Source organism: Stenotrophomonas oahuensis, assembly GCF_031834595.1.
Taxonomy (GTDB): domain Bacteria; phylum Pseudomonadota; class Gammaproteobacteria; order Xanthomonadales; family Xanthomonadaceae; genus Stenotrophomonas; species Stenotrophomonas oahuensis.
In genome coordinates this window covers 1,330,007-1,355,579 of sequence record NZ_CP115541.1, presented here as the reverse complement: position 1 = coordinate 1,355,579, position 25,573 = coordinate 1,330,007, and the positions used below count along the sequence as shown (strand labels likewise).

The window sequence follows — 25,573 nt, the reverse complement described above, 5'->3', positions numbered from 1 at the left end:
CGCAGGCGGTGCGCAGCGAGGCGTTACGTTAATCTTGCGTCATGAACGATTCACTCCTGCCCCGCGTGGATGATCTGCTCGCCGCCGCTGCGCGCATTGCCCCGCATGCCCATGTGACACCGGTGTTGCAGTCGCAGGCGCTGGACCAGATGACCGGCGCGCGGCTGGCGTTCAAGGCCGAGCACCTGCAACGGGGCGGGGCGTTCAAGTTCCGTGGGGCCTGCAATGCGGTCTGGGCGCTGTCCGAAGACGTGGCTGCGCGCGGGGTGGTCACCCATTCTTCCGGCAACCACGGGGCCGCACTGGCACTGGCCGCGCGCACCCGTGGCATCACCTGCCACGTGGTCGTGCCCGAAGGCGCGGTGGCGACCAAGCTGGCCAACATCGAGCGGCACGGGGCCACCCTGTGGCGCTGTGCCCCCAGCATCGCCGCGCGCGAGGCCCTATGCGCGCAGGTGCAGGCTGACACCGGCGCGACCCTGGTGCACCCGTATGCCGACCGCCAGGTCATGGCCGGGCAGGGCACCGCCGCGCTGGAGCTGCTGCACAGCCACGGACCGTTCGACCTGCTGGTGGTGCCGGTGGGCGGTGGCGGGCTGGCTGCCGGTACCCAGCTGGCGATCCAGGCCGCTGCACCACAGGCACGGCTGATCCTGGCAGAGCCGGCTGGGGCCGCCGACACCGCGCGCTCGCTGGCCGCGGGGTCGCTGCAGCTGGATTTCACCCCGGACACGATCTGCGACGGGCTGCGCGGCACCTTGGGTACCCCCAATTTCGCCCTTCTGCACGGCCAGGCCGAGGTCATTACCGTGGACGACGCGGCGACCGTGCAGGCCATGCGCCTGATCTGGCAGGTGCTCAAGCAGGTGGTGGAACCGTCTTCGGCGATTGCGCTCGCGGCCATCCTGGCCGAACCGGCGCGTTTCGCCGGCCAACGGGTAGGCGTGGTGCTTTCCGGCGGCAATGTGGATCTGGGCGCGCTGCCGTGGGGGCGTGCATGATCCGGCGGGCCCGGGTTGGCCTGTGGGGCTGGTTGTGGCGGCTGCTGGTCGCACTGCTGGCGTGGTTGCTGTGCGTGACCGCGTGGATCGTGTGGGTGGGCGAGCGTGACCAAGCGGCGAAGGCCGACGCCATCATCGTGCTCGGGGCGGCAGCGTATGACGCAAAACCTTCGCCGGTGTTCGAAGAACGCATCCGCCATGGGCTGGATCTGTACCGCCAGGGCTATGCACCGTTGCTGATCTTCACCGGTGGCTACGGCGGCACGGCTGCGCGCTTTTCCGAATCGCAGGTGGCGCGCCGCTATGCGATCAAGCAGGGTGTGCCGGATGAGGCGATCCTGATCGAGACCGCGTCGCGCACCACGCGGCAGAATCTGATCGAGGCGCAGCGGCTGATGGAACAGCGCCGCCTGCACCGCGTGATCATCGTCAGCGACCCGCTGCACATGGCCCGCGCGCTGCGCCTGGCGCATGAGCTGGGAATCGATGCGCTGGCGTCCTCAACGCCAAGCACGCGCTTCCGCAGCTTCCATACCAGCTGGAAGTTCCTGGTGCAGGAAATCTACTTCTTCCATCGCGACCTGGTGACGACCGGGGCCTGATCGGCACCGTCTGGACACGCATGGCGTGTCCCTACGAATTGCATCACGCCATGCGTGTCATCGGGATGTCCGAACGTGCGCCCAGGCGTTAATCCGTCCTACGCCGGATCGGAATCGCCGACACCGGAACACTCGCCACGTCATGCCCACGCTCGCGGATCGGTGCGCCATGCTCCGGGGCCCACGCATGCGCGTAAATCACTTCCCAGCTGCTGGGCAGCTTTCCATCTTCGCGCCGCAAGGGCTCATACGCCGCCCGCGCCGCAGCAAAGCGCCCGCGCCCGGTCAACGTGTGGCGTCGATCCTGGCGCGCATTGGTTGCACCAATGGCACGCAGCTCGCGCATCAGTGCATCCATGTCCGCATAGGTCAGCGTGAACAGATCACGGTCCAGCACCGGGTCGCGGAAACCGGACATCATCAACGCATCGCCGAACTGCGCGATCGGTGCAAAGCGGCTGACGTGCGGCGTGCTGTCTGCGGCCGCAAAGGCATCGCGCAGCTCGATCAGCGTTTCCGGACCAAAGGTCGAGCACACCAGCAGGCCACCGGGCCTGAGCACGCGGCGGAAACCGGCAAACACCGTTGGCAGATCCTCCACCCACTGCAGGCACAGGTTGCTGAAAATCACATCCACGCTCTGGTCAGCCAGCGGCAATGCCTGCGCATCACCGCACACGCGCGAGAACGGCTTCCACCAGCCCGCCTGCTTCTTCGCCTCGGCCAGCATCGGCGGGGCCAAGTCCAGCGCGATCACCTGTGCTTTCGGCCAGCGCTTTTTCATCGCCGCGCTGGCGTGGCCGGTCCCGCTACCCACGTCCAACACGACCTGTGGCTGCCGGCTTTCCAGATAGTCCAGCGATTCCAGCAGGCGCTTCTCCACTTCACGCTGCAGCGCGGCGGCCGCGTCATAGCTGTGGGCAGCACGCGAGAACGCGCGACGAACGTGATGCGGATCGAAACTGGACGTCATGGAAAGCTCACTACGAAAAAAGGTGCCGGTGAATCGGTAGCGCACGACCGTTGGTCGTGCGGCGGCAATCAGAACGTTCCTCGATACGCCCCGCCGTCGATCAGCAGGTTCTGTCCGGTGATATAGCCCGCCTGTGCACTGCACAGGAACGCACACGCCGCACCAAATTCATCGGCATTACCGAAGCGGCCCGCCGGAATATGGGTGCGCTTGCGCTCGGCGATCTGTCCCGCGTCTACGCCCTGGTGCTGCGCGACGTAGGCGAAGTTGCCGCGCAGGCGGTCGGTATCGAACTGGCCCGGCAGCAGGTTGTTGATGGTCACGTTGTGCGCCACCGTGCGCCGCGCCAGGCCGGCGACGAAGCCGGTCAGGCCGGACCGCGCACCGTTGGACAGACCCAGGATGTCGATCGGGGCTTTGACCGAGGATGAGGTGATGTTGACGATGCGGCCGAAGCCGCGCTCGATCATCCCGTCCACCGTCGCCCGGATCAGTTCAATCGGGCTCAGCATGTTGGCGTCCAGCGCCGCAATCCAGTCGGCCCGTTCGAACTGGCGGAAGTCGCCGGCTGGCGGGCCACCGGCGTTGTTGACCAGAATGTCCACCTGCGGGCAGGCCGCCAACGCCGCTGCACGGCCGGCTTCGGTGGTGACGTCGGCGACCACGGCGCGGACCTCGCCGGCACCGGGCAATGCCCTCAGCTCGGCGGCAGCGCGGGCCAGCGCTTCCTCGCCACGTGCGGCAATCACCACGTTCACGCCTTCGCGCACCAGTGCGCGCGCGCAACCCAGACCCAGCCCCTTGCTGGCCGCACACACCAAGGCCCAGCGGCCAGCAATTCCAAGATCCATAGCGTCCTACCCGGTAGAGTCGACCGACAGTCGACTGCTCTCAACAACGAATTGTCGCAGCTGGGCGGCCACGATATCGGCATGCCCGAGGAACGGTGCGTGTCCCCCATGCGCAATCACCTGCGCCTGCGCATCCGGGGCCAGGTCCGCCGCCGCCTGCATGCCGCGCGCGCTTACCAGCCGGTCACGCTGGCCAGCCAGCCACAAACTGGGTTTTCGCAGCGCCGGCAGCGCGCCACGCAGGTCGGTGTTCTCCAGCAGGGCCAGGCCTTCCTGCAGCGCCCGTGGAGCCGGCTCGCCGCGCTCCACCAGCGCCGCGCGCAGCGTGCGCAGCTCCTGACGGGCATGTTCGGAACCCATCGCGTCCAGCGCCAGAAAGCGCTCCAGCGTGCCCCGGTAGTCCTGGGCCAGATCCTGGCCGAACTGCGCGAAGACCGCCGGCTCCACCGCGTGCGGCCAGTCCTCGCCCCGGACGAAGCGCGGGGTGGCGGCGATCATCACCAGTCCGCGCACCTTCGGCACCACGGCGGCCCCGTGCAGGGCGAACAACCCGCCCAGCGACCAGCCGCACCACACCGCGGGTGGCGTAGCGGCGGCAATGGCGTTGACCACGTGCGGCAGGCGCAGGGCGGTGGGATCTTCGCGGCTGTAGCCGTGGCCGGGCAGGTCCACAAGGTGCAGTTCAAACTGGTCCTGCAGGCGCTCCACCAGCGGGGCGAATACCCCGCCATGCAGTGCCCAGCCATGAATCAATACCAGCGCCGGGCCGCGCCCTACCACCTCGATATGCATGCTCAGCCGGCCTGCGTCACGCGCTCAGCGCATCCAGCGACTGCTGGCGCAGCACCTTGTCGCGCGCGTCGGCAATCGCATCGGTCAGCGCCCGCACCTGCACCGGCGTGTGCAGCGCCGACAGCGTCACGCGCAGACGCGCCTTGCCTTCCGGCACGGTCGGTGGACGGATCGCGCTGACCAGGAACCCGGCGGTTTCCAGCGCCGCCGAGAGCGCCACCACGGTGGCTTCCGAGCCGCACAGCAGCGGCTGGATCGGGGTGTCCGACGGCATCAGTTCCAGCCCGTGCTGACGTGCGCCAGCGCGGAACACGCCGACCAGTTCGGTCAGCTTCTCGCGCCGCCAGTCGTCGCGACGGGCCAGCTTCACTGCCGCCAGCGAGGCGGCGGCCTGCGCCGGCGAAATCGCCGTGGTGTAGATGTAGGGGCGAGCGGTCTCGGCCAGATGCTGGATCATCGCATCATCACCCAGCACCACCGCGCCGCTGCTGCCCAACGCCTTGCCCAGCGTGGCCAGCTGCAGCGGTACGTCGGTCACGCCCAGGCCAGCGTCAGCCACACAGCCGCGGCCATGTTCGCCGACCACGCCGATGCCATGCGCATCGTCCACGTACAGCAGCGCTTCCTGCATGCGTGCCACCAGCGACAGCGAACGCAGCGGGGCGATATCGCCGTCCATGCTGAATACACCATCGGTGACCAGCATCGCCGCGCCTTCCGGCGCGTGCTTGAGCTGGCGCAGCGCGCCTTCGCTGTCCAGGTGCGGGTAGCGGCGCAAGCGGCAGCCCGCCAGCCGGGTGGCATCAAGCAGGCTGGCGTGGTTCAGACGGTCCTGCACACAGACGTCGTCTTCCTCGCTGAGCAGGGCCTGCTGCACCGCCAGGTTGGCGGCGAAGCCGCTGCCGAACAGCAGGGCACGCGGGTAACCCAGCCAGTCGGCCATTTCCTGTTCCAGCGCCTCGTGCAGCGCGTGGTGGCCGCAGATCAGGTGCGAAGCCGTGGCTCCGGCACCTTCGCGCGCGGCGGCATCCTGCAGCGCGCTGACCACGCCGAACTGCTGGGACAGACCCAGGTAGTCGTTGCTGCAGAAGCCGGTCAGCCACTGCCCGTCCACTTCCAGACGCACGCCATCGCGGCGGGTCACGGTGCGGCGCACACGGATGCGGCCCTGCGCCTGGCGAAGCTTGCGCTGGGACTGAAGTCGTTCCTGCAGGTCAGGGCGGGCCATGGTCGTCATAAGCATGGTCGGGGAGGGCAGCTAGCGTACCCGGTTGGCGGCGTGGGCGCCGCACCCCCGGTCGGAAGCTCAGGCCGCCTGTCCCATCGGCTGCAGGCCCAGGCGCTCGAACAGGGCCTGGTCGCGGGCGGTGTCCGGGTTGCCGGTGGTCAGCAGCTTTTCACCGTAGAAGATGGAATTGGCACCGGCGAGGAAGCACAGCGCCTGCAGCTCGTCGCTCATCGCCTCGCGCCCGGCCGACAGCCGCACCATGGAGCGCGGCATCACGATGCGCGCCACCGCGATCATGCGCACGAACTCGAACGGGTCCAGTTCCGCACTGCCATGCAGTGGGGTGCCCGCGACCTGCACCAGCCGGTTGATCGGCACCGAATCAGGGTGGCTGGGCAGGTTGGCCAGCGCCAGCAGCAGGCCGGCACGGTGCTGGCGGGTCTCGCCCATGCCTACGATGCCGCCGCAGCAGGTCTTCAGGCCCGCGTCGCGCACGTGTTCGAGCGTGTCCAGGCGGTCCTGGTACTGGCGGGTGTGGATGATGCTGTCGTAGTAATCCGGCGCGGTGTCCAGATTGTGGTTGTAGTAGTCCAGACCGGCCGCACGCAGCGCATCGGCCTGGGGCCGGTCGAGCATGCCCAGGGTGGCGCAGGTTTCCAGGCCCAGCGCTTTCACCTCGCGGATCATCGCGGCCACCTTCGGGATGTCACGGTCCTTGGGCGAACGCCACGCCGCGCCCATGCAGAACCGCGAGGCACCGGCGGCTTTGGCCTGGCGTGCGCGGGCAACTACTTCTTCTGTGGCCATCAGCTTCTGCGCCGCCACTCCGGTGTCGTAGCGCTGCGCCTGCGGGCAGTAGGCGCAGTCCTCGGGGCAGCCGCCGGTCTTCACCGACAGCAGCGTGGACACCTGCACCTGGGCCGGGTCGAAGTGCTCGCGGTGCACCGCTGCGGCACGGAACAGCAGCTCCGGGAACGGCAGGTCGAACAGCTGCAGCAGTTCCTGCGACTGCCAGTCGTGGCGGAGGGCGGTGGACATGGGCGGCCTGCCGGTTGCGGTGAAAGGGCGGGAGTGTGGGGAGTGGATTCAATCCTGTCAACTTTAAGTTCGTCATTAAGGTTTACGGAAGGGTGATGTCGTAACCCTTTGTTGGATAAAGTCATCACTGACGGACTTAGTGATGGATTAATTCAACATGGACGCGCGATTGCTTCGAACCTACATGCTGGCGACCCTCCTGACCGCCAGTGGGCTCACCGCCTGCACCCCCCCTCCCGCATTGACGCAGACGCCTGAGGCGAGGCAGGGCGCTGCACCGCTGCCGCAGGCCACGCTGCTGATGCGGGAGGTGGACGAGCAGGGCCTGCCGACATCCACCCGCCTCACTGATGCGGAAGGGCATCCGCTCGCCTTGTTGGAACCGCCCTTCCTGGTGACCGCGGATGTGCACAGCGTGGCCTTGGACACCGATGCACACACCGGAACGCCGGTACTGAACCTGGAGCTGACCGAAGAGGCGGGGACACGCATGCTGGCGGCCACCGAAGCACGCGTGGGCAAGCGCATTGCCTTCACCGTGGGCGACCGGGTGCTGACCGTGGCCACCATTCGCGGGCCATTCGGCAAGGCGATGCAGGTCAACGGGTTGGAGGATATGCAGGACGCACAGCAGATGTACGCAGAAATTACCGGCCAGCATCCGTAGTCGGATGACGTGCGGAACCGGCGTCCTCTGATGCCGGTGTGGGGCGGGAGTGGGCACGCTGGGTCTCACTCCCTGCCCGGAACTCCACTGTGTTTCATGCACTTGCCCGTGCTCTTTCCTGGCTTGCGCTGCAGGCCCTGCCGCTGCATTGCCTGGTGTGCTCCGAGCCCGGTGCGGATGGGCTGGACCTGTGCCGCGCCTGCCACGCTGCGCTGCCGTGGAATGATCATGCCTGCCCGGTGTGCGCGCTGCCGTTGCCGGAGAACGAACCGGCAGTCTGCTGCGGCGCGTGCTTGATCGATCCCCCGCTGCAGGCGGCTGCCGCAGCCACCTTCGTCTATGCCCCGCCGGTTGACCAGCTGATCCTGCGCTTCAAGTTTCACCAGGATCTGGCCGCCGGCCGCCTGCTGTCCCAGTTGATGCTGCGACGGGTGCCGGCGTTTCTCACCGAACCGCTGTTGCCCATGCCGCTGCACCGTAAGCGCTTGCGCAAGCGCGGTTACGATCAGGCGCTGGAACTGACGCGGCCGCTGGCCAGGGAAATGTGCCTGCCGCTCTGGCAGGGCCTGGTGCGTCAGCGGGCGACGGCCGCACAGTCGGAGTTGGGGGCGGAGGCCCGCCAGCGGAACATGCGCGATGCGTTCGCAGTGCGCTCCGCGCCGCCCAAAGCGCTGACGCTGGTCGATGACGTCATGACCACCGGCGCGACCCTGCAGGCGGCGGTGCACTCGCTACACAGTCATGGCCTACGCCGCGCTACGCTGTGGGTCTGTGCCAGAACACCATGAAACGTCAGGAGAGTCCATGCATCGAATCCACGAAGTTCCGGCGAATGGCCAAGTGCGCCTGACCAAAGGTGAGCAGCACGATGATCCGGCGTTGGCGTCGTTCCTGGCTTTCCTCGAAGCGGACATGAAATCAGGCTGCAATGTCACCCGCGCAGATCCAAAACGGGTGGCGTCGCTCCAGAAGCTGGTAGCCGGTGTGGACATTGACCTAGATGCTCCGTTGAATCCAGACGATGATTGATCGGCCGCGACGCAACTTGCACGTTGATGTAATGAACTGAAAAGCCGATTGCGCTGACCCAGGCCACGTAGAGACGCGCCATGCGCGTCTGCGCAGGGTTCCGGGCCAGCGCGAAGAGCAGCCGGGCAAGCCCGGCTCTACGGGGTACCAGGAGGAGTGGCATGGCAGTGCCCAGCCAGTGCCCGCGTTACCGGAACCGCGCTTCGATCTCTTCCAGTGTCTTGCCCTTGGTTTCCGGCAGCCAGAAGGCCGCCACCAGGAAATACAGCAGCGTGCAGCCGGCCCAGAAGAAGAACATGCTGGCGTAGCCGTAATGCCCCACCGTGGGCAGGAACAGCGCGGCGATCACGGTCGACACGAACTGGTTGATCAGCAGGGCGATGCTCATGCCGTTGGAACGAATGCGGGTGGGCATCAGCTCGGAGAGCGCCAGCCACACGCACACGCCGGGGCCGACCGCGAAGAACGCGACGAACAGCAGGATGCAGCCGGCCACCAGCCAGCCGTGGGCGGGTGAGGGCACCGGGCCGATGCTGGCGCGTTCGATCACCAGCGGTGCCGTGGCGGCCGTGGCGGGGTCAGGGAAGGGATTCAGGTGCAGGCTGCGGAAAAAGCGGCCGATCACGCTGTCGGCCGACACCGCATCATCGCGGCGGATCTGCAGCGTGCCATCGGTGAGGCTGTCGCTGCGCAGCGAACGCACATTGCTGAAGTCACCGTAGGCGTAGGACACCGTCAGCTGCTGCGGTTGCGGGCCGGCCTGGCGATCCAGCTGCGCCCACTGCGCTGCGTCCATCGTCAGGTCCAGGGCTTCGCCGCTTACCTGCTGCTGCAGGATCGGTTGTACGTCCAGCCGCCCCTGTTCGCCGCGCACGAACAGCAGCGCCGCACACAGCAGGGCCACCGTGATGCCGCCGGTGCCCAGCATCAGCAGGAACTTGCGACCCTTGCGGTCCACCAGCACCAACGCGACCACGGTCATGATCGCGTTGAGCAGCTTGATCGCCACATCCGCCCAGTTGGCGACGGCACCGGGCAGACCGGCCTGGTTGAGAATGTTCACCGCGTAGGCCAGCACCGAATTGATGCCGGTGGCCTGGGTAAAGGCCAGCACCAGGCAGGCCAGCACGAAGGGCCACACGTAGCGCCGGCTAAGCAACGGGTCGCGCGCCTGCGCGCCACGGGCCAGTGCCTGGGTCTGCTCCGGGGCCTGCATGCTCTGCAGCGTGGGTTCGACCTCGCTGGGCGCGACGGTGCGCTGCAGTGCGGCTCGGGCCTTGTCGAGCTGGCCGCGCCGGGCCAGCCAGCGTGGGGATTCACTGATGAACAGTGCGCCGAAGGTAAACACCAGCCCAGGCAACAAACAGCTCCAGAAGATGGTGCGCCACGCGTGGTCTTTGACCTCGAACAGCAGCCGTTGCTGCTCGGCTGCGGGCAGATGGCGCACACTCTCGGCGGCGGCATCCACCGCGTGCGCCTGGTACAGACCGATCACCGCAGCCAGCACCAGGCCGATGGTCAGCAGCAGCTGGAACAGGCCAGCACCACGACCACGGCGCTCCGGGCTGAGCACCTCGGCCAGATACAGCGGCACCACCACGCCGATCAAACCGCCACTGACGCCCTGCAGCAGCCGCCCCAGCAGCAGTGCGGCATACCCTTCCGACAGCGCCATCACCGGAATGCTCAGGGTGAACAGCGCGCCTGCCAGCACCAGAGTATTGCGCCGGCCGATCAGATCGGCGATGGCTCCTGCAAACAATGAGGACAGCACGCTGCCCAGCAGCACCGCCGCGACCACGAAGCCCAGCTGCTGGCTGGTGAGGTGCCAGCTGGCCGTGGCAGTGGCCTCCAGATAAGGCAGCGCGCCGGCGATGATGCCGATGTCGATGCCGTACAGCAGTCCGCCCATGCCGCCAATGAACAAGAGGTAGCGCACCGGCCAACGGGGGCCTTCTGCGCGGGAGTTCGGGATGGCGTGCGAGGCGGATGCTGATGTCATGCAGGGGTCTCGGCGATGATCACTTCGATGCCCAGCCGTTGCAGCCCTTCCAGATACTCGGCGTCAATGCTGGCGTCGGTGATGATGGTATGGACCTGTTCCAGCCGGGCAATGCGATGCAGGCTGACCCGTCCAAACTTGGACGCGTCGGTCAGCACCACCACCCGCCGTGCCCGCTCCACCATGCGGTGGTTGAGGCTGGCTTCGGCTTCATGATGGGTGGTCAGACCAAACTGCAGGTCCAGGCCATCCACGCCCAGGAACAGGGTGTCAAAACTGTAGGTATTGAGGCTGGCTTCGGCCTGGCTGCCCTGCAGCGACAACGACTGCTTGCGCAGCAGGCCACCGGTGAGCATGAGTTCCACGCCGGGGGCGTTGGCCAGTTCCCAGGCGATGTTCAGACCATTGGTCATCACCGTCACATCGCGGTGAGCACGTAAGTGCCGCGCCAGGGTCATGGTGGTGGAGCCGGAGTCGATGATGATGTTGTCGCCAGGGCGCACCTGCTGCGCGGCGTGCGCGCCGATGCTGTCCTTCAGTGGCAGGTTGAGCGTGTCCTTTTCATGGATGTCCTGCTCCAGCGGCGGCGTGCGCATCAGGGTGGCACCGCCGTGGGTACGCGTGGCCAATCCCTGCGCTTCCACGTGGGTGAGGTCGGTGCGGATGGTCACCGCCGACACCCCGAAGCGCTCCACCAGTTCGCTGACCTGCACGCTGCCGTGCTCCACCAGCATCTGCATGATCTGCTGGCGCCGCTGCCGTGTGTTTCGCATGGTCGTGAAGTCCCTTTCAGAAGGAAAGCCGAAGCTTACTCTTCCGAAAGCCCCGCTGCCGATAAGGTTTCGAATGGGCCTTCGCTACCGCAGGCGCGGGCATACTCGGCCAGGCGCAGCGCCACCTTGTGCTGGATCAGCGCAAGCGGTTCGTCGCTGAGCGTGCCGGCCTGAACGGCGGCGCGCTGCTCCGGCAGGAACTGGCTCAGCAGCATCAGCGGCGGCCGCTGCCGGGTGAGGTTTTCGACCAAGGTGGCCAGCGCGGCCTGCACGGCCGGCTCCCCCCAGTAGTAGCGGCTGCGGTCGCTCAGTGAGTAGCGACGCAGACGCTGCTGTTCCGCGTCGGTGCCGGTGTAGTAGTTGCGCCAGTAGCCCGGCTTCTCGCACATGACGCGGTCCAGCACCTCGATCAGCTGCGAGCACTGCGCTGCTGGCAGCAGCGCGTTCTCGATCATCGCCAGCGCGAACACCGCTTCGCGGAACGCATAGGTTGCCGCCGGCCCGACCTTGAGAATGGCGAAGTGGTCGCGCACCAGGGCATGCAGCCCCGCTTCGGTCTGATAGTCGGTGGAGTGGGCTTCGAACACGATGCGCGGCTGCGACTCGACGAACGCCGAAAGCGCCTGCGCTGCCGGCGGGTCGTAGTAATGCACGCTGCTGTGGTCGAAATCCACTCCGGGCTGCACCACCATCGCCAGCACACGTTCCCAGGCCGGCAACAGGTCGGGCGTGGCGAAGGCGTCGCGATGGATGGTCAGTGTGGTGGCCGCCGCCTCCGGCGTGGTGACGGCGAGGCCGCCTTCCAGCGAGGATTCCCCGCCCGGCACGGGCACTTCCGTGCCGATCACGTACACCGGAGGTGGCAGTCCGTGTTCGGCGGCGGTGCGTTCGGCGACCCGCGCCAGTTCGGCCGAGCGCGTCGCGACCGTCGCATCGGGCAAGGGCGTCGGATCATCGGCGCAGGACATGCTGCAGTCCAGGTGGATCTTGTGGAAGCCGGCAGCCACGTACGCGGCGATGAGCTCACGCGCGTGGGCCATGGCCACGTCTGCCGGACCCTTCTGCCAGGCATTCGGGCCCAGGTGGTCGCCGCCCAGCACCAGCCGGTCCCGCGGGAACTGCTGTTCGTCTGCCAGTGCATGCACGTAGTCGCGATACTGCGCCGGGGTCATGCCGGTGTAACCGCCGAACTGATCCACCTGGTTGGAGGTGGCCTCGATCAACAGCAGGGTGCCGTAGTGCTGCGCCACCTGCATGGCGGCCCGCAGCACCTGCTCATTGCTGCAACACACGCTGTACAGCCCGACGGGCTGGCCCTGGCGATGGGCGGCGATCAAGGCGTGTACGGCGGACATGGCAAGGCTCCGGTTGTCGTGGAATCAGAATGTGTGGGGATCAGCGCGCCGGATGCTGCTGGCAGGCCAGCAGCGCCGCGCCGCGCGCGCCACCGGCATCGCCGAACACCGGCGGCAGAATCGGCGGCACCCGCACACCCGCAAACAGGTAGGGGGCAATGGCGGCCGGCAGATCGCGATACAGCGGTTCGAGCTTGGACAAGCCGCCGCCGAGCACGATCACGTGCGGGTCCAGTGCCAGGATCAGGCTGGCAAAGCAGTAACCCAGCAGGTCGCGGTGAATGGCCAACGCGCGCTGGGCGACGGCATCGCCGCCGTTGGCGCGTTCCACCACCTGCTGTGCGTCCAGCGCATCGCCGCCCTGGCGGGCATGGATCAGCGCCAGGCCGCTGCCGGACACATAGCGCTCCAGGCAGCCGCGCAGGCCGCAGCCACAGTCCAGCAACGGCAGGTCGTGGCGCAGCTGTAGCGTGGCGGGCAGGCTCCAGTGGCCCCACTCGCCGGCCATGCCGTTGTTGCCGGGCACCAGCCGACCGTCCTTGCAATAGCCACCGCCGGCACCGGTGCCGAGGATCACCCCGAACATGCTCGGGTAGCCGTCGGCCGCGCCGCCCTGCGCTTCGGAGAGCGCAAAGCACTGCAGGTCGTTGCCCAGCGCCAGGGGCCGCTGCAGGCGCGCCTGCAGGTCCGCGCCCACCGTGCGCCCGGTCAGGGCCGGGACGTTGGCGCTGAGCTGGCGTCCGCTGTCAGCGTCGCGCACCCCGGGCAGGGCGATGCCAATGGCCTGGCAGGGGTTGCCCAGCGTTTCGTCCGCCTGGCCGACCAGTGCGGCCACGCTGTCGAGGAACGCCGCGTAGTCATGGCATGGCGTGGCCACGCGCTGGCGGTGTTGGACCGCGCCGTGCGCGTCGCAGGCTGCCAGTTCAATCTTGGTGCCGCCGATGTCGATGCCGTACCAGGTCTGCATGCGCCGCGTCCGCTCAACCGTGGGAATGAATGGTCACACCCTGTACCACGCGGTTGACCGTGCCGTCGGGGAAGGGGTTGTCGGGCGTGTAGCCCATCGCGGCCGAACGCTGCAGCGCATAGCCCTGTGCCATCAGCAGCCACAGCGGAGCCAGCCAGCTATCGGAAAAATCAGGGGCTTCAAGTACGAAGTCGCCTTCGGCACCTTCTGCGCTGGATGGGCCGACGGAAATGACCCTTCCGGCAATGCCGTCGCTGCGCAGTTCGTCCAGAAGATCCTGCTCGTAACGCCGCGCCAGCGGTTGTGCACTGCGCAGCATCACCACCAGGGTGTCGCCATCCAGGGTGGACTTGGGCCCATGTCGGAAGCCCAACGGCGTGTTGGACAGGGCCAGTACCCGCCCGGCAGTCAGTTCCAGCACTTTCAGGGCGGCTTCGCGCGCGCTGGCTTCCAGCGGTCCGCTGCCCAGGTAGATGACCCGTGCGCACGGCCACTGCGCCAGCGCCGCGATGGCGGCATCCCACTGGTGCAGGGCGGCACGACCGTGGTCGGCCAGGGTGCGCAGCCGCGCCACGCGGTCTGCCCAGGGTGCTTTATCGAACACGGTCAGTGCCGCCAGCAGCATGCAGCTGAGGCTGCTGGTCATGGCGAACGCCTGGTCGCAGCTGTCCGGCGGCATCAGCAGCGAGCAGGTGTCCTGCCGTCCGCTGCCATGCCGGGCCAAGGCACCGTGGGCATTGCAGGTGATGTGCAGGAACCGCGCGGACGGCACGCTGGCCTGCACCTGCTCGACCACGGCCACGCTTTCCGGGCTGGAACCGCTGCGGCCGAAGCTGACCAGCAGGGTCGGGCGGTCGGCCTTCAGATACAGCTGCGGGTGGGTCAGCAGGCTGGTGGTGTGAACGGCACGGATGTCGGCGGGCCATTGCGCGTTGATCGCGTCAGCGACCATCTCCGCGATGAAGCCGGAACTGCCGGCCCCGGTGAAGATCACCCGCTGTTCGGGCTGCGACAGGGCCGAACCCAGAAAGGCCTCGAGCGAGGGCTGGGCGGTTTCGAGCAGGTCGGCCACGGCGGCCCACAGCGCAGGCTGCTGGACGATTTCCCCGGCAGTGTGGGCACCGCCACGGGACTGCCAGGCGGCAAGGTCGAAAAGTGGGGGCAGTTCCATACGTACTTCCTGTTGGACGACCTCACGATCTGTGTTTTCTTTCGAAATGTCAATTATCGAAAGATTTAAATAAGTTTGCCCGGTCACAGTTTTCGATTCGATTGTCGGTCGCAGCCTCTTTCTCCTTGCGTATGCCTTGGTATGAAAAGAGAAAAACTGCGTATTCATAAGCGATTTAGAAAGTGGTGCTTTGCATCAACTTTCGTTTGTCGTAAAAAACTCCTTCTTTTTGCTTTCACTTTGTTGACATCTTTCGAGACGCTGCCCTAGAGTCGGCCGCAGGGAGTCATTCCCCGTTTTCTCATCCACCTCACCGTTCTCCGTCTGCAGCCCGCGTGGCTGCGGTGCGGGCAACTGTTGCCGGAACAAACCGCACGAGGAGCCAAGATGTTGAACGTACGCCACCGCCAACGCCGCATCCCCGCCACCCGTTTATCGCTTGCGCTCGTCGTCGCCCTGATCGGAACCGCGCCAGCCTTCGCCCAGGACAACGCCGCAGACAGCGGCCCGGACGAACGCACCACCGAACTGAGCCGCGTCCAGGTCACCGGCTCCAACATCCGCCGCTCGGATGTGGAGACCAGCTCGCCGGTTCAGGTGATCCGCAAGCAGGACATCGAGAACATGGGCGCGCGCACGCTGCTGCAGGTGCTGGACAACCTGCCGGCCGCGCGGCCGGCGCAGCAGGATTCGCGCTCGCTGTTCACCGGTTCCGACGGGGCCTCGCAGGCCAACCTGCGCGGGCTTGGCGCGCAGGGCACGCTGGTGCTGCTCAATGGCCGTCGCCTGTCGTATTACGGCGCGCCGGCCGGCTTCCAGACCCAGTTCGTCAACATCGACGCCATTCCCGCCGCCGCGATTGAGCGCATGGAGGTGCTGACCGACGGTGCGTCTGCGGTGTACGGCACCGATGCGGTGGCCGGTGTGATCAATGTGATCACCAAGCGTGACTACCAGGGGGCGGAAGTCAGCATAACCACGGACACCTCCTCACGCATCGATTCCTATGGCGAGCACCAGGCCAGCATCACCGCCGGGTTCGGCGACCTGGATGCGGACCGCTACAACGTCTATGCCAGCGTCAACCTGTACCGCCGCGACGCCATTCCGCTCAGCGACTACTACGACAAACGGCCCAGCCAGTACTACGTCAACAACCCGAACTACCTCAACAACCTGCGCCTGGGCGTCGGCAGCCGGCCGGGCGAGTTCAACCCGGGCACCTACTTCGCTTTCGACCCGGTGACCGGCGCGCGCCGCCAGGAAGCCGCACCGGGTTGCAGCACTGCCATCACCGAGGCGTCCGGTACGCGTTGCGTCTGGGAAACCTGGATGAACCGCGAGATCGATTCCGGCGCGGAAACCAAGCGCAACACGGCCTACATCAGCTCGCACTTCCTGATCGGCGACAGCACCGAAGCTTTTGCCGAAGCGACATATACCGACATCGACCTGCGCGCCAACGCCGGTACCCCGAACGGCTACAACACCACAACCGGCAACCCCACCAGCTGGTTCTCGCGCAACACCGGCACCACCGTCAATCAGTTCCGCACACCCTTCCTCGGCCCCAACAACGTGTACAACAATGCCAGCCCGGAATTGAAGGCGCTGATGGGTGGGGTGGTGGGTCTCAATTACCTGCTGCAGGACGTCGGTAGCGGGCACTTCGGCCAACGCAACACCGACCAGAGTTACCGCGTGCTGGCCGGCCTGCGCGGCGACATCGGTGACTGGAACTGGGAAACCGCCGTTGCGACCGCCGGCACACATTCGGTGACCTACCAGACCATCAACGTCAACCTGGACGGCTTCGAGCGCGCCTTCGGCCCGTACAGCATCGAGCCGGGTACCGGCCGGGTGATCATCTCCGACAACCCGGCCTACCAGTTCGGAGTGATCAACGACGCGAATGCCGCGCTGATCCGCGAGGCCTTCCCCACCTTCGACATCCAGTCGTGGACGCGCCTGCACACCCTGGACGGCAAGATTGAAGGTCCGCTGTTCCAGCTGCCCGCTGGCGAGATGCGCGCGGCATTTGGTTTCAACGCCAGCCGCGAGACGTTCTACACGCCCGGCAACGAGGACGCCGCCAACGGCCTGATCACCCAACAGGGCGGCTCCTGGTTTGACGGCAAGCGCAACACCTATGCGCTGTTCGCCGAGACGGTGGCCCCGATCACCGACAAGCTGGAGCTGGACGCCGCGCTGCGCGTGGACAAGTATCCCAACTTCAGCGCCAATCTCGCGCCCAAGATCGGCCTGAAGTACCAGGTGCTGCCGCAGCTGCTGCTGCGCGGTACCTACTCGGAGGGCTTCCGCGCGCCAAGCCTGGCCGAGGCCGGCACCGGCGGCGTGTTCGCCCAGCTCGGCGGGTTCGAGGATGACATCCGCTGCGACGAGACCAATGCCATCGCCAACCTGTTGCGGCAGTCGGCACGCAGCGGCGATGTCGACCTGGGCAATTCGCTGCTCAACAGTGATTGCAGCCGCACCGTGGCGCGCATGACCCAGCCCAACCAGGACCTGAAGCCGGAGAAGGCGAAGATCTCGACGCTGGGCCTGGTCTATGAGCCCGCCAGCTGGTTGAGCGTGTCGGCCGATTACTGGTTCATCTATCGGCGCAACGAGATTGCCGCGCCGGACTACGGCAAGCCCGAAGACATCCAGTCGATGACCCGCAACCCGATCAGCGACGCTGACCGCGCCAACGTCGAGGCGGTGGCCGCGATGTGCGCCGATCCGGCCAGCGGCGTGGTCTGCCCGGGCACGCTGCCCAGCTACAGCGTCGGCAATGTGTCCAGCGTGGTGGGCCAGTACAAGAACCAGGGCCGCACCCTGGTCGATGGTTTCGACATCGACGCACGCAGCCGCTTCAGCCTGGGCGACTTCGGCAGCCTGAACATCGGTGTGGCCGCCACCATTGCGCGGCGCAAGCAGTACTACATCGACGACACCTCGCGCTGGTACTACGGCAACACCATCGGCTATTACGGCAACCCGCGCCTGCGTGCGACCTTGAATGCCGACTGGACCTATCGCCAGGTCACCACCAGCTTCTTCGTCAACTACGTCGGCACTACCAAGTGGGCCTATGACCAGATCGACGCCGAGGACAACAATCCGGAGACCTGCACCGCCAGTCGGCTGAAGGTGAACCCGGCGCAGTGCGGCGGCGTGCCGTCGTGGTGGACCGCCAACCTGAGCGTGGGCTGGCGGCCAGATGAGCACTGGACCCTTGGCGTCACGGTCAAGAACCTGTTCAACCGCCTGCCGTTCTATGACCCCCAGGGTTTTGCCGGGGACTCCAGTGACTATGCCAGCATCTACGGGCGCAGCTACAGTCTGCAGCTCGGTTATCGGTTCTGACCCTTACCAGCGGAGCAATGTTTCATGAAGCGTAGGGAATTCATCGCGGCCAGTGCCGCACTTGCGGCCACCAGCCTGTTGCCGGAGACGCCCGCGTGGGCGAAGGCACGCACATTGAAGCTCGGCCTGATCGGCACGGGCATGCGCGGCCAGGTGCTGCTGAAGGAACTGGTGCGGCGCGACGACGTGCAGGTGGTGGCGTTGTGCGACATCGAGCCGATCATGCTCAAGCGCGGTATGGACATGGTGGCCAAGGCCGGCAAGCCGGCCCCCACTGCCTACGGCCAGGACGGCGACGTCAATGCCTGGAAGCGCCTGCTGGAGCAGCGCGGTCTGGACGGTGTGATCATTGCCACGCCGTGGGAATATCACGCGCCGATGGCCATCGCGGCGATGCAGGCCAAGGTGGCGGTGGGCTGCGAGGTGGTAGCCGGGATCACCCTGCAGGACCATTGGGATGTATTGAACACCCAGCTGCAGACCGGCACGCCTTACATGCTGCTGGAGAACGTCTGCTACCGACGCGACGTGATGGCCGCGCTGCAGATGGTGCGCGAGGGCCTGTTCGGCGAGTTGGTGCACCTGCAGGGCGGCTATCAGCATGACCTGCGCGGGGTGAAGTTCAACTCCGGCGACCCCAGCCAGCCGTACGACAGTGGCGTGGAGTTCGGGCCCAAGGGCTGGTCGGAAGCACGGTGGCGTACCGCACATTCGGTGAATCGCAATGGTGAGCTGTATCCCAGCCATGGCATTGGTCCGTGCGCCATGTATACCGGCATCAACCGTGGCAACCGTTTCACCCATATCAATGCGTTCGCCAGCAAGGCGCGCGGGCTGCACGAGTACACCGTGGCCAAGAGTGGCGGCACCACCCACCCCAGCACCCAGGTGAAGTTCAAGCTGGGTGACATCGTGACCACCACGCTGGCCTGCGCCAATGGCGAGACCATCCTGCTGCAGCACGACACGTCGCTGCCGCGTCCGTACTCGCTGGGCTTCCGTGTGCAGGGCACCAAGGGCTTGTGGATGGACCTCAACCAGTCCATCCACATTGAAGGCCGCAGCCCGCCGCACAAATGGGAGGACTTCCAGGTCTACCAGGATAAGTACGAGCACCCGCTGTGGAAGCAGAACGCCGCCACGGCAGCGAGCGCGGGCCACGGTGGCATGGACTGGTTCGTCATCCACGCGTTCGTGGAGGCGTTGAAGGCGCGTGCGCCGATGCCGATCGACATCTATGACGCGGTCACCTGGAGTGCGATCACGCCGTTGTCGGAGCAGTCGATCGCCAACAGCTTCCAGACTCTGGAGTTCCCGGACTTCACCAAGGGGGCCTGGCAGCAACGCAAGCCGATCTTCGCCTTCGACGGCCGGTATTGATAACCCCACGGCCTGCGCATGCCTCTCGTCATGCGCAAGGCCGGGAACCTGTGCATGCCTCCGACCGTCCGAAAGGCCCGGTAGAGTCGTTCGACAGACGACTGCCGATAACACCCATCGCTGCTGGAACGCATGACCTTCGAACGGGGAGACGCTCCTTCGCTGCAGGTCATGCGTTATCCGGCCGATCGCCGCCATCGGCGGTCGACTGTCGACCGACCCTGCCGCGTTCGCTCAGGAGCTGAGGGAGACTCACGACCTCTTCTTCGGCCACCACCAGAACCAAAGCGGAAGCGGAGCCGTCGTGATGCAGTAATCGCCTTTACCTGCCGCCACGTCAGCAACGCCCTTCCTGAGCACCGGTGCACGCTGCTGGCCAATCTCAAGGACCAGCTGACCACCTTCCTGGTTCCAGGAAAGCGCCTCCGGATCAAATGCATGACTCAGCTTGAGCGAAGCAGGACCCTCTACCGGTGCCCTGCGGTTGTTGGGCACGCTCAGCACCTCCGCCGACGGAGCCGTCAACTGGAGGGTGCGGGTGGTGCCCGCAGGATCGAGTAAAAGGGCATCAAGCAGTGCCAGCATCGACGCACACCCGGCATCGTCGGCGCTGAAGTGCCAACCGGGATAATTGCGTGTGTTCTCCAGGTAGCGCCACAGCGATATCGTGCCGCGCTGCCGCCAGCGGTAGCTGTTTGCTGAGGTCACGCCTACTTCCTCCTTGCAGCATGGGCGAAAACTGCAGATGCAGATTGGATGGCGAGGGGGAAAGCCCGGCCACTGCACGGCGCATCATTCATTCCGTGAAGATGTGGTCACGTCGCAGTTTACCCAGTCGCCGGGTCCCAGTAGCCGGGCTCTGCCCGGCTGGGTCGTGATCGTGCACCGCCAGCTGGGCAAGCCCGGCTCTACGACAAGCGGAGCGCGCGCAGCACAAACAGTTCGCAGGCAGGCGATGGCAGTCACAATCGAAGGAAAAATGGCGCGCCCGGAGGGATTCGAACCCCCGACCAATGGCTTCGGAAGCCACTACTCTATCCGGCTGAGCTACGGGCGCGTTGTAGAACCGCCACGCCGTCAGCACAGGGCCGGGGCGGGCATCGCAGCGCCAAGTGGCGGTGCGGGAGGGGCATTCTAGCGGTAAACGCGGCGCAGGTCTGCCCCCCCTTGAACGAACGGACCGTGCAAGCCCGTCTGCGGGTGGGCTGGCGTATCCTTGCCACCATGGCTTACGAACGATTTGATGCCCCCGCTGGCGCGCCGCCGTCGCGTTGGGGCCAGTACTGGAAACTGATGCGCGCCGATCGCCCGATCGGTACCCTGCTGCTGTTGTGGCCCACCTGGTGGGCGCTGTGGCTGGCCGCCGGTGGGATGCCCTCGCTGTGGACCCTGTTCGTGTTCACCGCCGGGGTCTGGCTGACGCGATCGGCCGGTTGTGTCATCAACGACTACGCCGACCGCTGGCTCGACCCGCACGTGAAGCGCACCAAGGACCGTCCGCTGGCCAGTGGTCGGGTCAGCGGGCGCGAGGCGCTGCTGCTGTTCGCCGGCCTGATGCTGGTGGCGTTCGCGCTGGTGCTGAGCATGAACGCGCTGACCATCGGCATGAGCTTCATCGGCGTTTTCCTGGCCGCCAGCTACCCCTACCTGAAGCGCTACACCCACCTGCCGCAGGTCTACCTGGGCCTGGCCTTCGGCTGGGGCATTCCGATGGCGTTCGCTGCCGTGCAGGGCGAGGTGCCGGTGATCGGCTGGCTGCTGTACGGGGCCAACATCCTGTGGTCCACCGCGTATGACACCTGGTACGCCATGGTCGACCGCGATGACGACCTGAAGATGGGGTCGCATTCCACCGCCATTCTGTTCGGCGATCTGGACCTGGTGATCCAGGGCATTCTGTATGCGCTGTTCCTCGGTACCCTGGCGCTGGTGGGCCTGCGCGGTGGGCTCGGCTGGGCGTACTGGGCTGGTCTGGCGGTCGCCGCGCTGCTCATCGTCTATCAGTTCCATCTGTGCTGGCACCGCGACCGCGACCGTTGTTTCAAGGCCTTCCTGCACAACAACTGGGTGGGCGCGGTGGTGTTTGCCGGCATTGCGGTCGCGCTGGCGCGGGAATCAAACCTGGGAGGGTAGGGCATGGCCAACACGGCATCGGCAGCGGTACAGGACGGCTGGATGGCGCGCGCGGCGCTGCGTTCGGCGGCCTGGGCGGAGAAATGGTTCCCCGACGCGTACGTGTTCGCGGTGCTGGGCGTGGTCATCGTGGCGGTGGCGGCACTGGGCTTTGGGGCGTCCCCGCAGGCCACCGCCAAAGCGTTCGGCGACGGCTTCTGGAGCCTGATTCCGTTCACCATGCAGATGGCCTTCGTGGTCATTGGTGGCTATGCGGTGGCGACCGCACCGGTGGTGGCGCGTTTCATCGACCTGCTCGCGCGAGTCCCGCGCACTGGCCGTGGCGCGGTGGTGTACGTCGGCCTGGTCAGCATGTTGGCGTCACTGCTCAGCTGGGGCTTCTCGCTGGTGTTTGGTGGCCTGCTGGTTCGCGCGCTGGCACGCCGCGAAGACCTGCGCATGGACTACCGCGCAGCAGGTGCTTCGGCCTACCTCGGCCTGGGTGCGGTCTGGGCCATGGGCCTGAGCTCCTCGGCCGCGCAGCTGCAGGCCAATCCGGCCAGCATGCCGCCGGGGCTGGTGGAGATCACCGGTGTGCTGCCCTTCACCGAAACCATCTTCCTGTGGCAGTCCATTGCCCTCACCGCCGTGCTGATCGTGGTGTCGCTGATCATTGCCTGGATGACCGCGCCGGGACCGGCTACTGCCCGCACCGCGGCCGACTTTGAAGGCGCGGCCCAGGCCGAGCCGGAACCGCTGCCTGCGCGTACCCGTGCCGGCGAATGGCTGGAGTACAGCCCGCTGCTGACCGTGCTGCTGTCGTTGCTGGCCTTCGGCTGGTTGTTCAGTGAGTTCGCCAGCAAGCCGGTGGTGACCGCCATTGCCAACCTCAATACCTACAACTTCCTGTTCATTTCGTTGGGCCTGCTGCTGCACTGGCGACCGCGCAGCTTCCTCAATGCGGTGGCCAAGGCGGTGCCCAGCACCACCGGCGTGTTGATCCAGTTCCCGCTGTATGGCGGCATCGCCATGATCCTGACCCACGCTGCCGGCAGCGGCGGCGAAACGCTGGCGCATCGCCTGTCCAGCGTGTTCGTGCACATCGCCACCACCGATACCTTCGCCCTGGTCATGGGCGTGTACTCGGCGGTGCTGGGCTTTTTTGTTCCCTCCGGCGGTGGCAAGTGGATCATCGAAGCGCCCTACGTGATGCAGGCGGCCAATGAGCTGCACGCCCATCTGGGCTGGGCGGTGCAGGTGTACAACGCGGCCGAGGCCCTGCCGAATCTGATCAATCCGTTCTGGATGCTGCCGCTGCTCGGCGTGTTGGGCCTGAAGGCACGCGATATTGTCGGCTTCACCTTCATCCAGCTGCTGGTGCATATCCCGCTGGTGCTCGGATTGCTGTGGCTGCTGGGCATGACGCTGACCTATGTGCCACCGGTCATGCCGTAACCCGGGCCGATCCAGTGCGGGGCGCGGCTGATCAGCGCATCCAGAATGAGTTCGGCGCGCATCGCGCCGAACTCGCGCTCCAGCACGCCGCGCAGGCTGGCCCTGAGGTGCTGGCGGAACTGCAGCGGTTCGTCGGGAAGCAGCGGGAACCCCGAACGGACCGTCGCCTCGATCAACCGGGCCAGTGGGGCGTGGCCCTCCACGCCCATGCCGGTGCCCAGCATGCCCTCCAGCAGCAGATGACTGCGCGAGCGCCGCAGCGGCCCGGCATGACCCAGCAGTGCGGGCAGCCGTGCGCGGAACTGCTCCAGTGCGGTGACCTGGCCGGCTGCCCCGGGATGGTCGCGCAGAACGCCCTGCAGCTCGCGCCGCGCAGGCTCCACGCGCCCCGGCTCTTCGCCGGGGTGTTCAAGGTGGGCGCGCAGTTCCGCGTAGGCGCGCCCGGCGCGCTGCAGGATGTGGACATCTTCGGTTGCTGCGGCGTAGGCACCGGGAGCTTCACGCACCTCCAGCGCGCCGCCGCGCAACCAGTGCCGCACGCGCCGGTCTTCGCGGCTGTAATCCGCGTCTTCCAGGGCGACAACCGCAGCGAACTCATCTACCTGTGCATAGAACCGGAGCTCGCAACGGGCCTGGTCGACCTCGGCGTCGTCGCGGTCCTGTCCTGCCGGCGCGGCGAGCTGCAAGGCCAGGCCCCGATCGGTGACGCGACGACGCAGCAGATGCCGGCGTTGGCGATGCGCATCGCGGTCCTCGCCCATTGACGTGACTTCCCAGCGCGGTATCACGCGCTCCACGCAGGCGCTGAAATCCTGAGTTGACGCATCAGGTACCAACGCACTGAGCCGCGCCAGTGGATCTGGGCGAGTGGACTTCGGAAGCCGCGATGCCGTGTCGGCAGCGCGCAGATGGGCGGCTGCGGCGTGGCCCAGCACCAGCAGCGCCGCATGCTTGTCCGGATGCGGCTGGTTGATCAACCCCAACAGACGCGCATGCTCAATGGCGGAAAGCGCGCGTTCGACATACGCGATACCGAGCCGGGCTTCCTGCAAAGCGGGCAGTGAACCGCTGCATATCTCGAGCTGCACATCCGCCGGAGGCATGGCCGGCATACGCTCACGACAGTGACCGCGTGCGTCCAGGTGTTTGACCTGTGTGTTCAGTCGCCCATCTTCCATGAACGCGTGTTGCAGCTGGTCCGCCTGTGCAACCGTGTCCACCAGCACGGTGCCACGCAGGTCACGCTGCAGATCAATAGTGCGGCTCTGGAAATGCCGGGCAATCGGGCCTGCGCCGGCATCCTGAAGCAGATCCGCGTCCTCGCGTCGCCCCTGCAGTACGGGAACCACGACGCCATCAGCGATGGCCTGGTGTTCGCGATACTGATAGATGATCGTACCCGGATGCGGACAGCCCACACCGGCCTTGATCGGGACCGGCGCAAACGTCAGCCATGTCGCTTCCGGCAGGCGTCCACGAAGGTGAGCCAGTGACGCGCCGGGTTGCGTCCAGAACCCGGCGTCCAGCAGCAGCACCACGCCACGACCGGACGACGTCGCCGAATGTGCGCTGTCCGCCCAGCGCAGCAGTACCTGCACGGAAACCTGCAGCGGCGAGGGTTGGTGTCCTTCGAAGAAGGCGCGTAGCTGCCGCGCGCCGGCGGGTGGGTCGGGGACGCGCTGGCCGCGTACCCACGCGGGCAATGTGCGTGACGGATGCTGCACCGGCATCAGCAGGCGGAAGGCACCATCGCCCAGGTCGGCCAACATCGCAGCAGCCAGCCATTCGCGCGCGCGCTGCAGCCCGCAGCCCGGGGCCAGACAGACCTGGGCATCACTGTTGCGTCCATAGCGGACGACGCGTCGCAGATGGCACAGCGCCGCTTCCACTGCGAAGAACTGCGCTGCCCGTGCCAACTTCGGTTGCACGGGTGGTGACGACTGGATATAACGGTGGAGCAGGCGCAGCAGTCTGGCGTGGCTCAACACGCCGCAGATCACCTCAGCATGCGTAGCCAATGGAACATCGGGCGGACCCTCGTATTGAACGACGGGCAGGTTGCGTCGTTGCGCTACCGCAGCCGCACTCCAGCCGTCCTCCCGCCAGCGGGTCCACGCGTGGCCCGGAGTGCCGGCACCCGCGTAAGCGCCGCCGCGACGGTCCAGGCTGATGAGCAGCTGTGCCTGCCGCGGCAACGGATCGAGGGCGCTGGGCTGAAGGCATTGCAGCAGATGGTGCGCGCCCTGTTGCATATGCCCCCAGTGACGGTGCGAGTCGCGCTCCACGCAGGCAATCACTACCAGCGGAATGCCGTTGACGAAGCAGACCAGGTCGCGGATGCCGTCCGCACGCGAATATCCGCAACCGCGCAGATCGTCCGCTACGTCCCAGTGGTTGCGGTTCGGATGTGCCCAGTCGATGAGGGGCAGGGTGTGGGTGATACGGCCGCCATCGGGCAGCGACAGCTCGACGCTGATGCCTGTGTGCAGCATATGCAATGCGCGTGCGCTGGCCACAGGCCACGGTGCGCCGGGATGTGTATCTGCCAGCTGGCGCAGAATCGCATCGACCTTGTCTTCCGGCAGCGGCAGCGGACGGCCTTCGTGGACGTAACGGAAGCGCTGCAGAATGGCGCGCACCCGATCAGCGAGCAGCACATTGTCCGGATGCCCGGTGAGTGCACGGTACTGCTCAAAGGAGAGATGATTCCAGCCCAGGCGTTTCAGCCAGGCCAGGGCGGAACGGCGAACAGCGTCTTCGTGGCGTGGGCCCTTCATGCAGATGTCCGGTGAGCGTCCCTGCGGATCA

General features: G+C 66.5%; 20 protein-coding genes, 1 tRNA gene and 1 pseudogene. 9 read left to right on the top strand and 13 right to left on the bottom strand.

What is annotated here, in order from left to right; translation table 11 throughout:
* The first annotated feature begins 41 nt into the window (after positions 1-41).
* Together PDM29_RS05935 and PDM29_RS05930 are read left to right on the top strand one after the other, a co-directional pair.
* Entirely contained in the window at positions 42-1,001 is a 960-nt protein-coding gene (locus PDM29_RS05935) for a pyridoxal-phosphate dependent enzyme (protein WP_311192948.1), read from the top strand.
* Positions 998-1,603: a YdcF family protein gene (locus PDM29_RS05930; RefSeq protein ID WP_425508721.1), complete on the top strand. Its 606-nt coding sequence runs from the start codon at positions 998-1,000 to the stop codon at positions 1,601-1,603. The genes PDM29_RS05935 and PDM29_RS05930 overlap by 4 nt, the downstream gene beginning before the upstream one ends.
* 88 nt (positions 1,604-1,691) lie before the next feature.
* Here the strand turns inward: PDM29_RS05930 and bioC are convergent, their stop codons facing one another.
* From bioC to bioB, 5 genes and pseudogenes are all read right to left on the bottom strand, one after another.
* On the bottom strand, positions 1,692-2,576 hold the full coding sequence (bioC, locus tag PDM29_RS05925; RefSeq protein ID WP_311192946.1) for a malonyl-ACP O-methyltransferase BioC: 885 nt from the start codon (positions 2,574-2,576) through the stop codon (positions 1,692-1,694).
* A 68-nt stretch (positions 2,577-2,644) separates the two neighbouring features.
* Positions 2,645-3,427: an SDR family oxidoreductase gene (locus PDM29_RS05920; protein WP_311192945.1), complete on the bottom strand. Its 783-nt coding sequence runs from the start codon at positions 3,425-3,427 to the stop codon at positions 2,645-2,647.
* Positions 3,428-3,433: 6 nt separating this feature from the next.
* The gene (bioH, locus tag PDM29_RS05915) at positions 3,434-4,219 is read right to left on the bottom strand and encodes a pimeloyl-ACP methyl ester esterase BioH (RefSeq protein WP_311192944.1); all 786 of its coding nucleotides are present in this window, start codon (positions 4,217-4,219) and stop codon (positions 3,434-3,436) included.
* A 16-nt stretch (positions 4,220-4,235) separates the two neighbouring features.
* A complete protein-coding gene (gene bioF / locus PDM29_RS05910; RefSeq protein ID WP_311192943.1) occupies positions 4,236-5,447 on the bottom strand; it encodes an 8-amino-7-oxononanoate synthase in 1,212 nt (403 codons plus the stop codon).
* Between the two features lie 93 nt (positions 5,448-5,540).
* Positions 5,541-6,485 (bottom strand): annotated as a pseudogene (gene bioB / locus PDM29_RS05905) (biotin synthase BioB); the annotation flags it as partial.
* A gap of 157 nt (positions 6,486-6,642) precedes the next feature.
* On the opposite strand from bioB, the gene PDM29_RS05900 reads away from it, so the two are divergent.
* The 3 genes from PDM29_RS05900 to PDM29_RS05890 all read left to right on the top strand — a co-directional run bounded on the left by PDM29_RS05900 (position 6,643) and on the right by PDM29_RS05890 (position 8,181).
* The gene (locus tag PDM29_RS05900) at positions 6,643-7,152 is read left to right on the top strand and encodes a SecDF P1 head subdomain-containing protein (protein ID WP_311192942.1); all 510 of its coding nucleotides are present in this window, start codon (positions 6,643-6,645) and stop codon (positions 7,150-7,152) included.
* Between the two features lie 89 nt (positions 7,153-7,241).
* Positions 7,242-7,940, top strand: a complete 699-nt coding sequence (locus PDM29_RS05895; protein ID WP_311192941.1) for a ComFC family protein — start codon at positions 7,242-7,244, stop codon at positions 7,938-7,940.
* Between the two features lie 16 nt (positions 7,941-7,956).
* Positions 7,957-8,181 (top strand): type II toxin-antitoxin system PrlF family antitoxin, encoded by a 225-nt coding sequence (locus PDM29_RS05890; protein ID WP_311192940.1) that lies wholly within the window; start codon positions 7,957-7,959, stop codon positions 8,179-8,181.
* 187 nt (positions 8,182-8,368) lie between these two features.
* Here PDM29_RS05890 and PDM29_RS05885 read toward each other — a convergent pair whose 3' ends face one another.
* Genes PDM29_RS05885 through PDM29_RS05865 form a run of 5 tightly spaced genes read right to left on the bottom strand, consistent with a single transcriptional unit; the run spans position 8,369 to position 14,449 of the window.
* Entirely contained in the window at positions 8,369-10,183 is a 1,815-nt protein-coding gene (locus tag PDM29_RS05885; protein ID WP_311192939.1) for an MFS transporter, read from the bottom strand.
* Entirely contained in the window at positions 10,180-10,956 is a 777-nt protein-coding gene (locus PDM29_RS05880; protein WP_311192938.1) for a DeoR family transcriptional regulator, read from the bottom strand. The genes PDM29_RS05885 and PDM29_RS05880 overlap by 4 nt, the downstream gene beginning before the upstream one ends.
* Positions 10,957-10,991: 35 nt before the next feature.
* Positions 10,992-12,311 (bottom strand): D-tagatose-bisphosphate aldolase, class II, non-catalytic subunit, encoded by a 1,320-nt coding sequence (locus tag PDM29_RS05875; RefSeq protein ID WP_311192937.1) that lies wholly within the window; start codon positions 12,309-12,311, stop codon positions 10,992-10,994.
* A 40-nt stretch (positions 12,312-12,351) separates the two neighbouring features.
* Complete coding sequence (locus PDM29_RS05870; protein ID WP_311192936.1) at positions 12,352-13,278, bottom strand: ROK family protein; 927 nt, start codon at positions 13,276-13,278, stop codon at positions 12,352-12,354.
* Between the two features lie 13 nt (positions 13,279-13,291).
* Positions 13,292-14,449, bottom strand: coding sequence for an SIS domain-containing protein (locus tag PDM29_RS05865; protein ID WP_311192935.1), 1,158 nt, complete (start codon positions 14,447-14,449; stop codon positions 13,292-13,294).
* Positions 14,450-14,836: 387 nt separating this feature from the next.
* Here PDM29_RS05865 and PDM29_RS05860 point away from each other — a divergent pair, with 387 nt between their 5' ends.
* On the top strand, positions 14,837-17,818 hold the full coding sequence (locus PDM29_RS05860; RefSeq protein ID WP_311192934.1) for a TonB-dependent receptor domain-containing protein: 2,982 nt from the start codon (positions 14,837-14,839) through the stop codon (positions 17,816-17,818).
* A gap of 24 nt (positions 17,819-17,842) precedes the next feature.
* Positions 17,843-19,198, top strand: coding sequence for a Gfo/Idh/MocA family protein (locus tag PDM29_RS05855; RefSeq protein ID WP_311192933.1), 1,356 nt, complete (start codon positions 17,843-17,845; stop codon positions 19,196-19,198).
* A 252-nt stretch (positions 19,199-19,450) separates the two neighbouring features.
* Here PDM29_RS05855 and PDM29_RS05850 read toward each other — a convergent pair whose 3' ends face one another.
* Together PDM29_RS05850 and PDM29_RS05845 are read right to left on the bottom strand one after the other, a co-directional pair.
* The gene (locus PDM29_RS05850; protein ID WP_311192932.1) at positions 19,451-19,906 is read right to left on the bottom strand and encodes a hypothetical protein; all 456 of its coding nucleotides are present in this window, start codon (positions 19,904-19,906) and stop codon (positions 19,451-19,453) included.
* A 272-nt stretch (positions 19,907-20,178) separates the two neighbouring features.
* A tRNA-Arg gene (locus PDM29_RS05845) sits at positions 20,179-20,255 on the bottom strand.
* A gap of 125 nt (positions 20,256-20,380) precedes the next feature.
* On the opposite strand from PDM29_RS05845, the gene ubiA reads away from it, so the two are divergent.
* Both ubiA and PDM29_RS05835 read left to right on the top strand, forming a co-directional pair.
* On the top strand, positions 20,381-21,331 hold the full coding sequence (gene ubiA, locus PDM29_RS05840) for a 4-hydroxybenzoate octaprenyltransferase (RefSeq protein WP_311192931.1): 951 nt from the start codon (positions 20,381-20,383) through the stop codon (positions 21,329-21,331).
* A 42-nt stretch (positions 21,332-21,373) separates the two neighbouring features.
* Positions 21,374-22,765 (top strand): short-chain fatty acid transporter, encoded by a 1,392-nt coding sequence (locus PDM29_RS05835; protein WP_425508746.1) that lies wholly within the window; start codon positions 21,374-21,376, stop codon positions 22,763-22,765.
* Here the strand turns inward: PDM29_RS05835 and PDM29_RS05830 are convergent.
* Complete coding sequence (locus tag PDM29_RS05830) at positions 22,741-25,542, bottom strand: type I restriction endonuclease (protein WP_311192929.1); 2,802 nt, start codon at positions 25,540-25,542, stop codon at positions 22,741-22,743. The genes PDM29_RS05835 and PDM29_RS05830 overlap by 25 nt on opposite strands.
* Between the last annotated feature and the right edge of the window lie 31 nt (positions 25,543-25,573).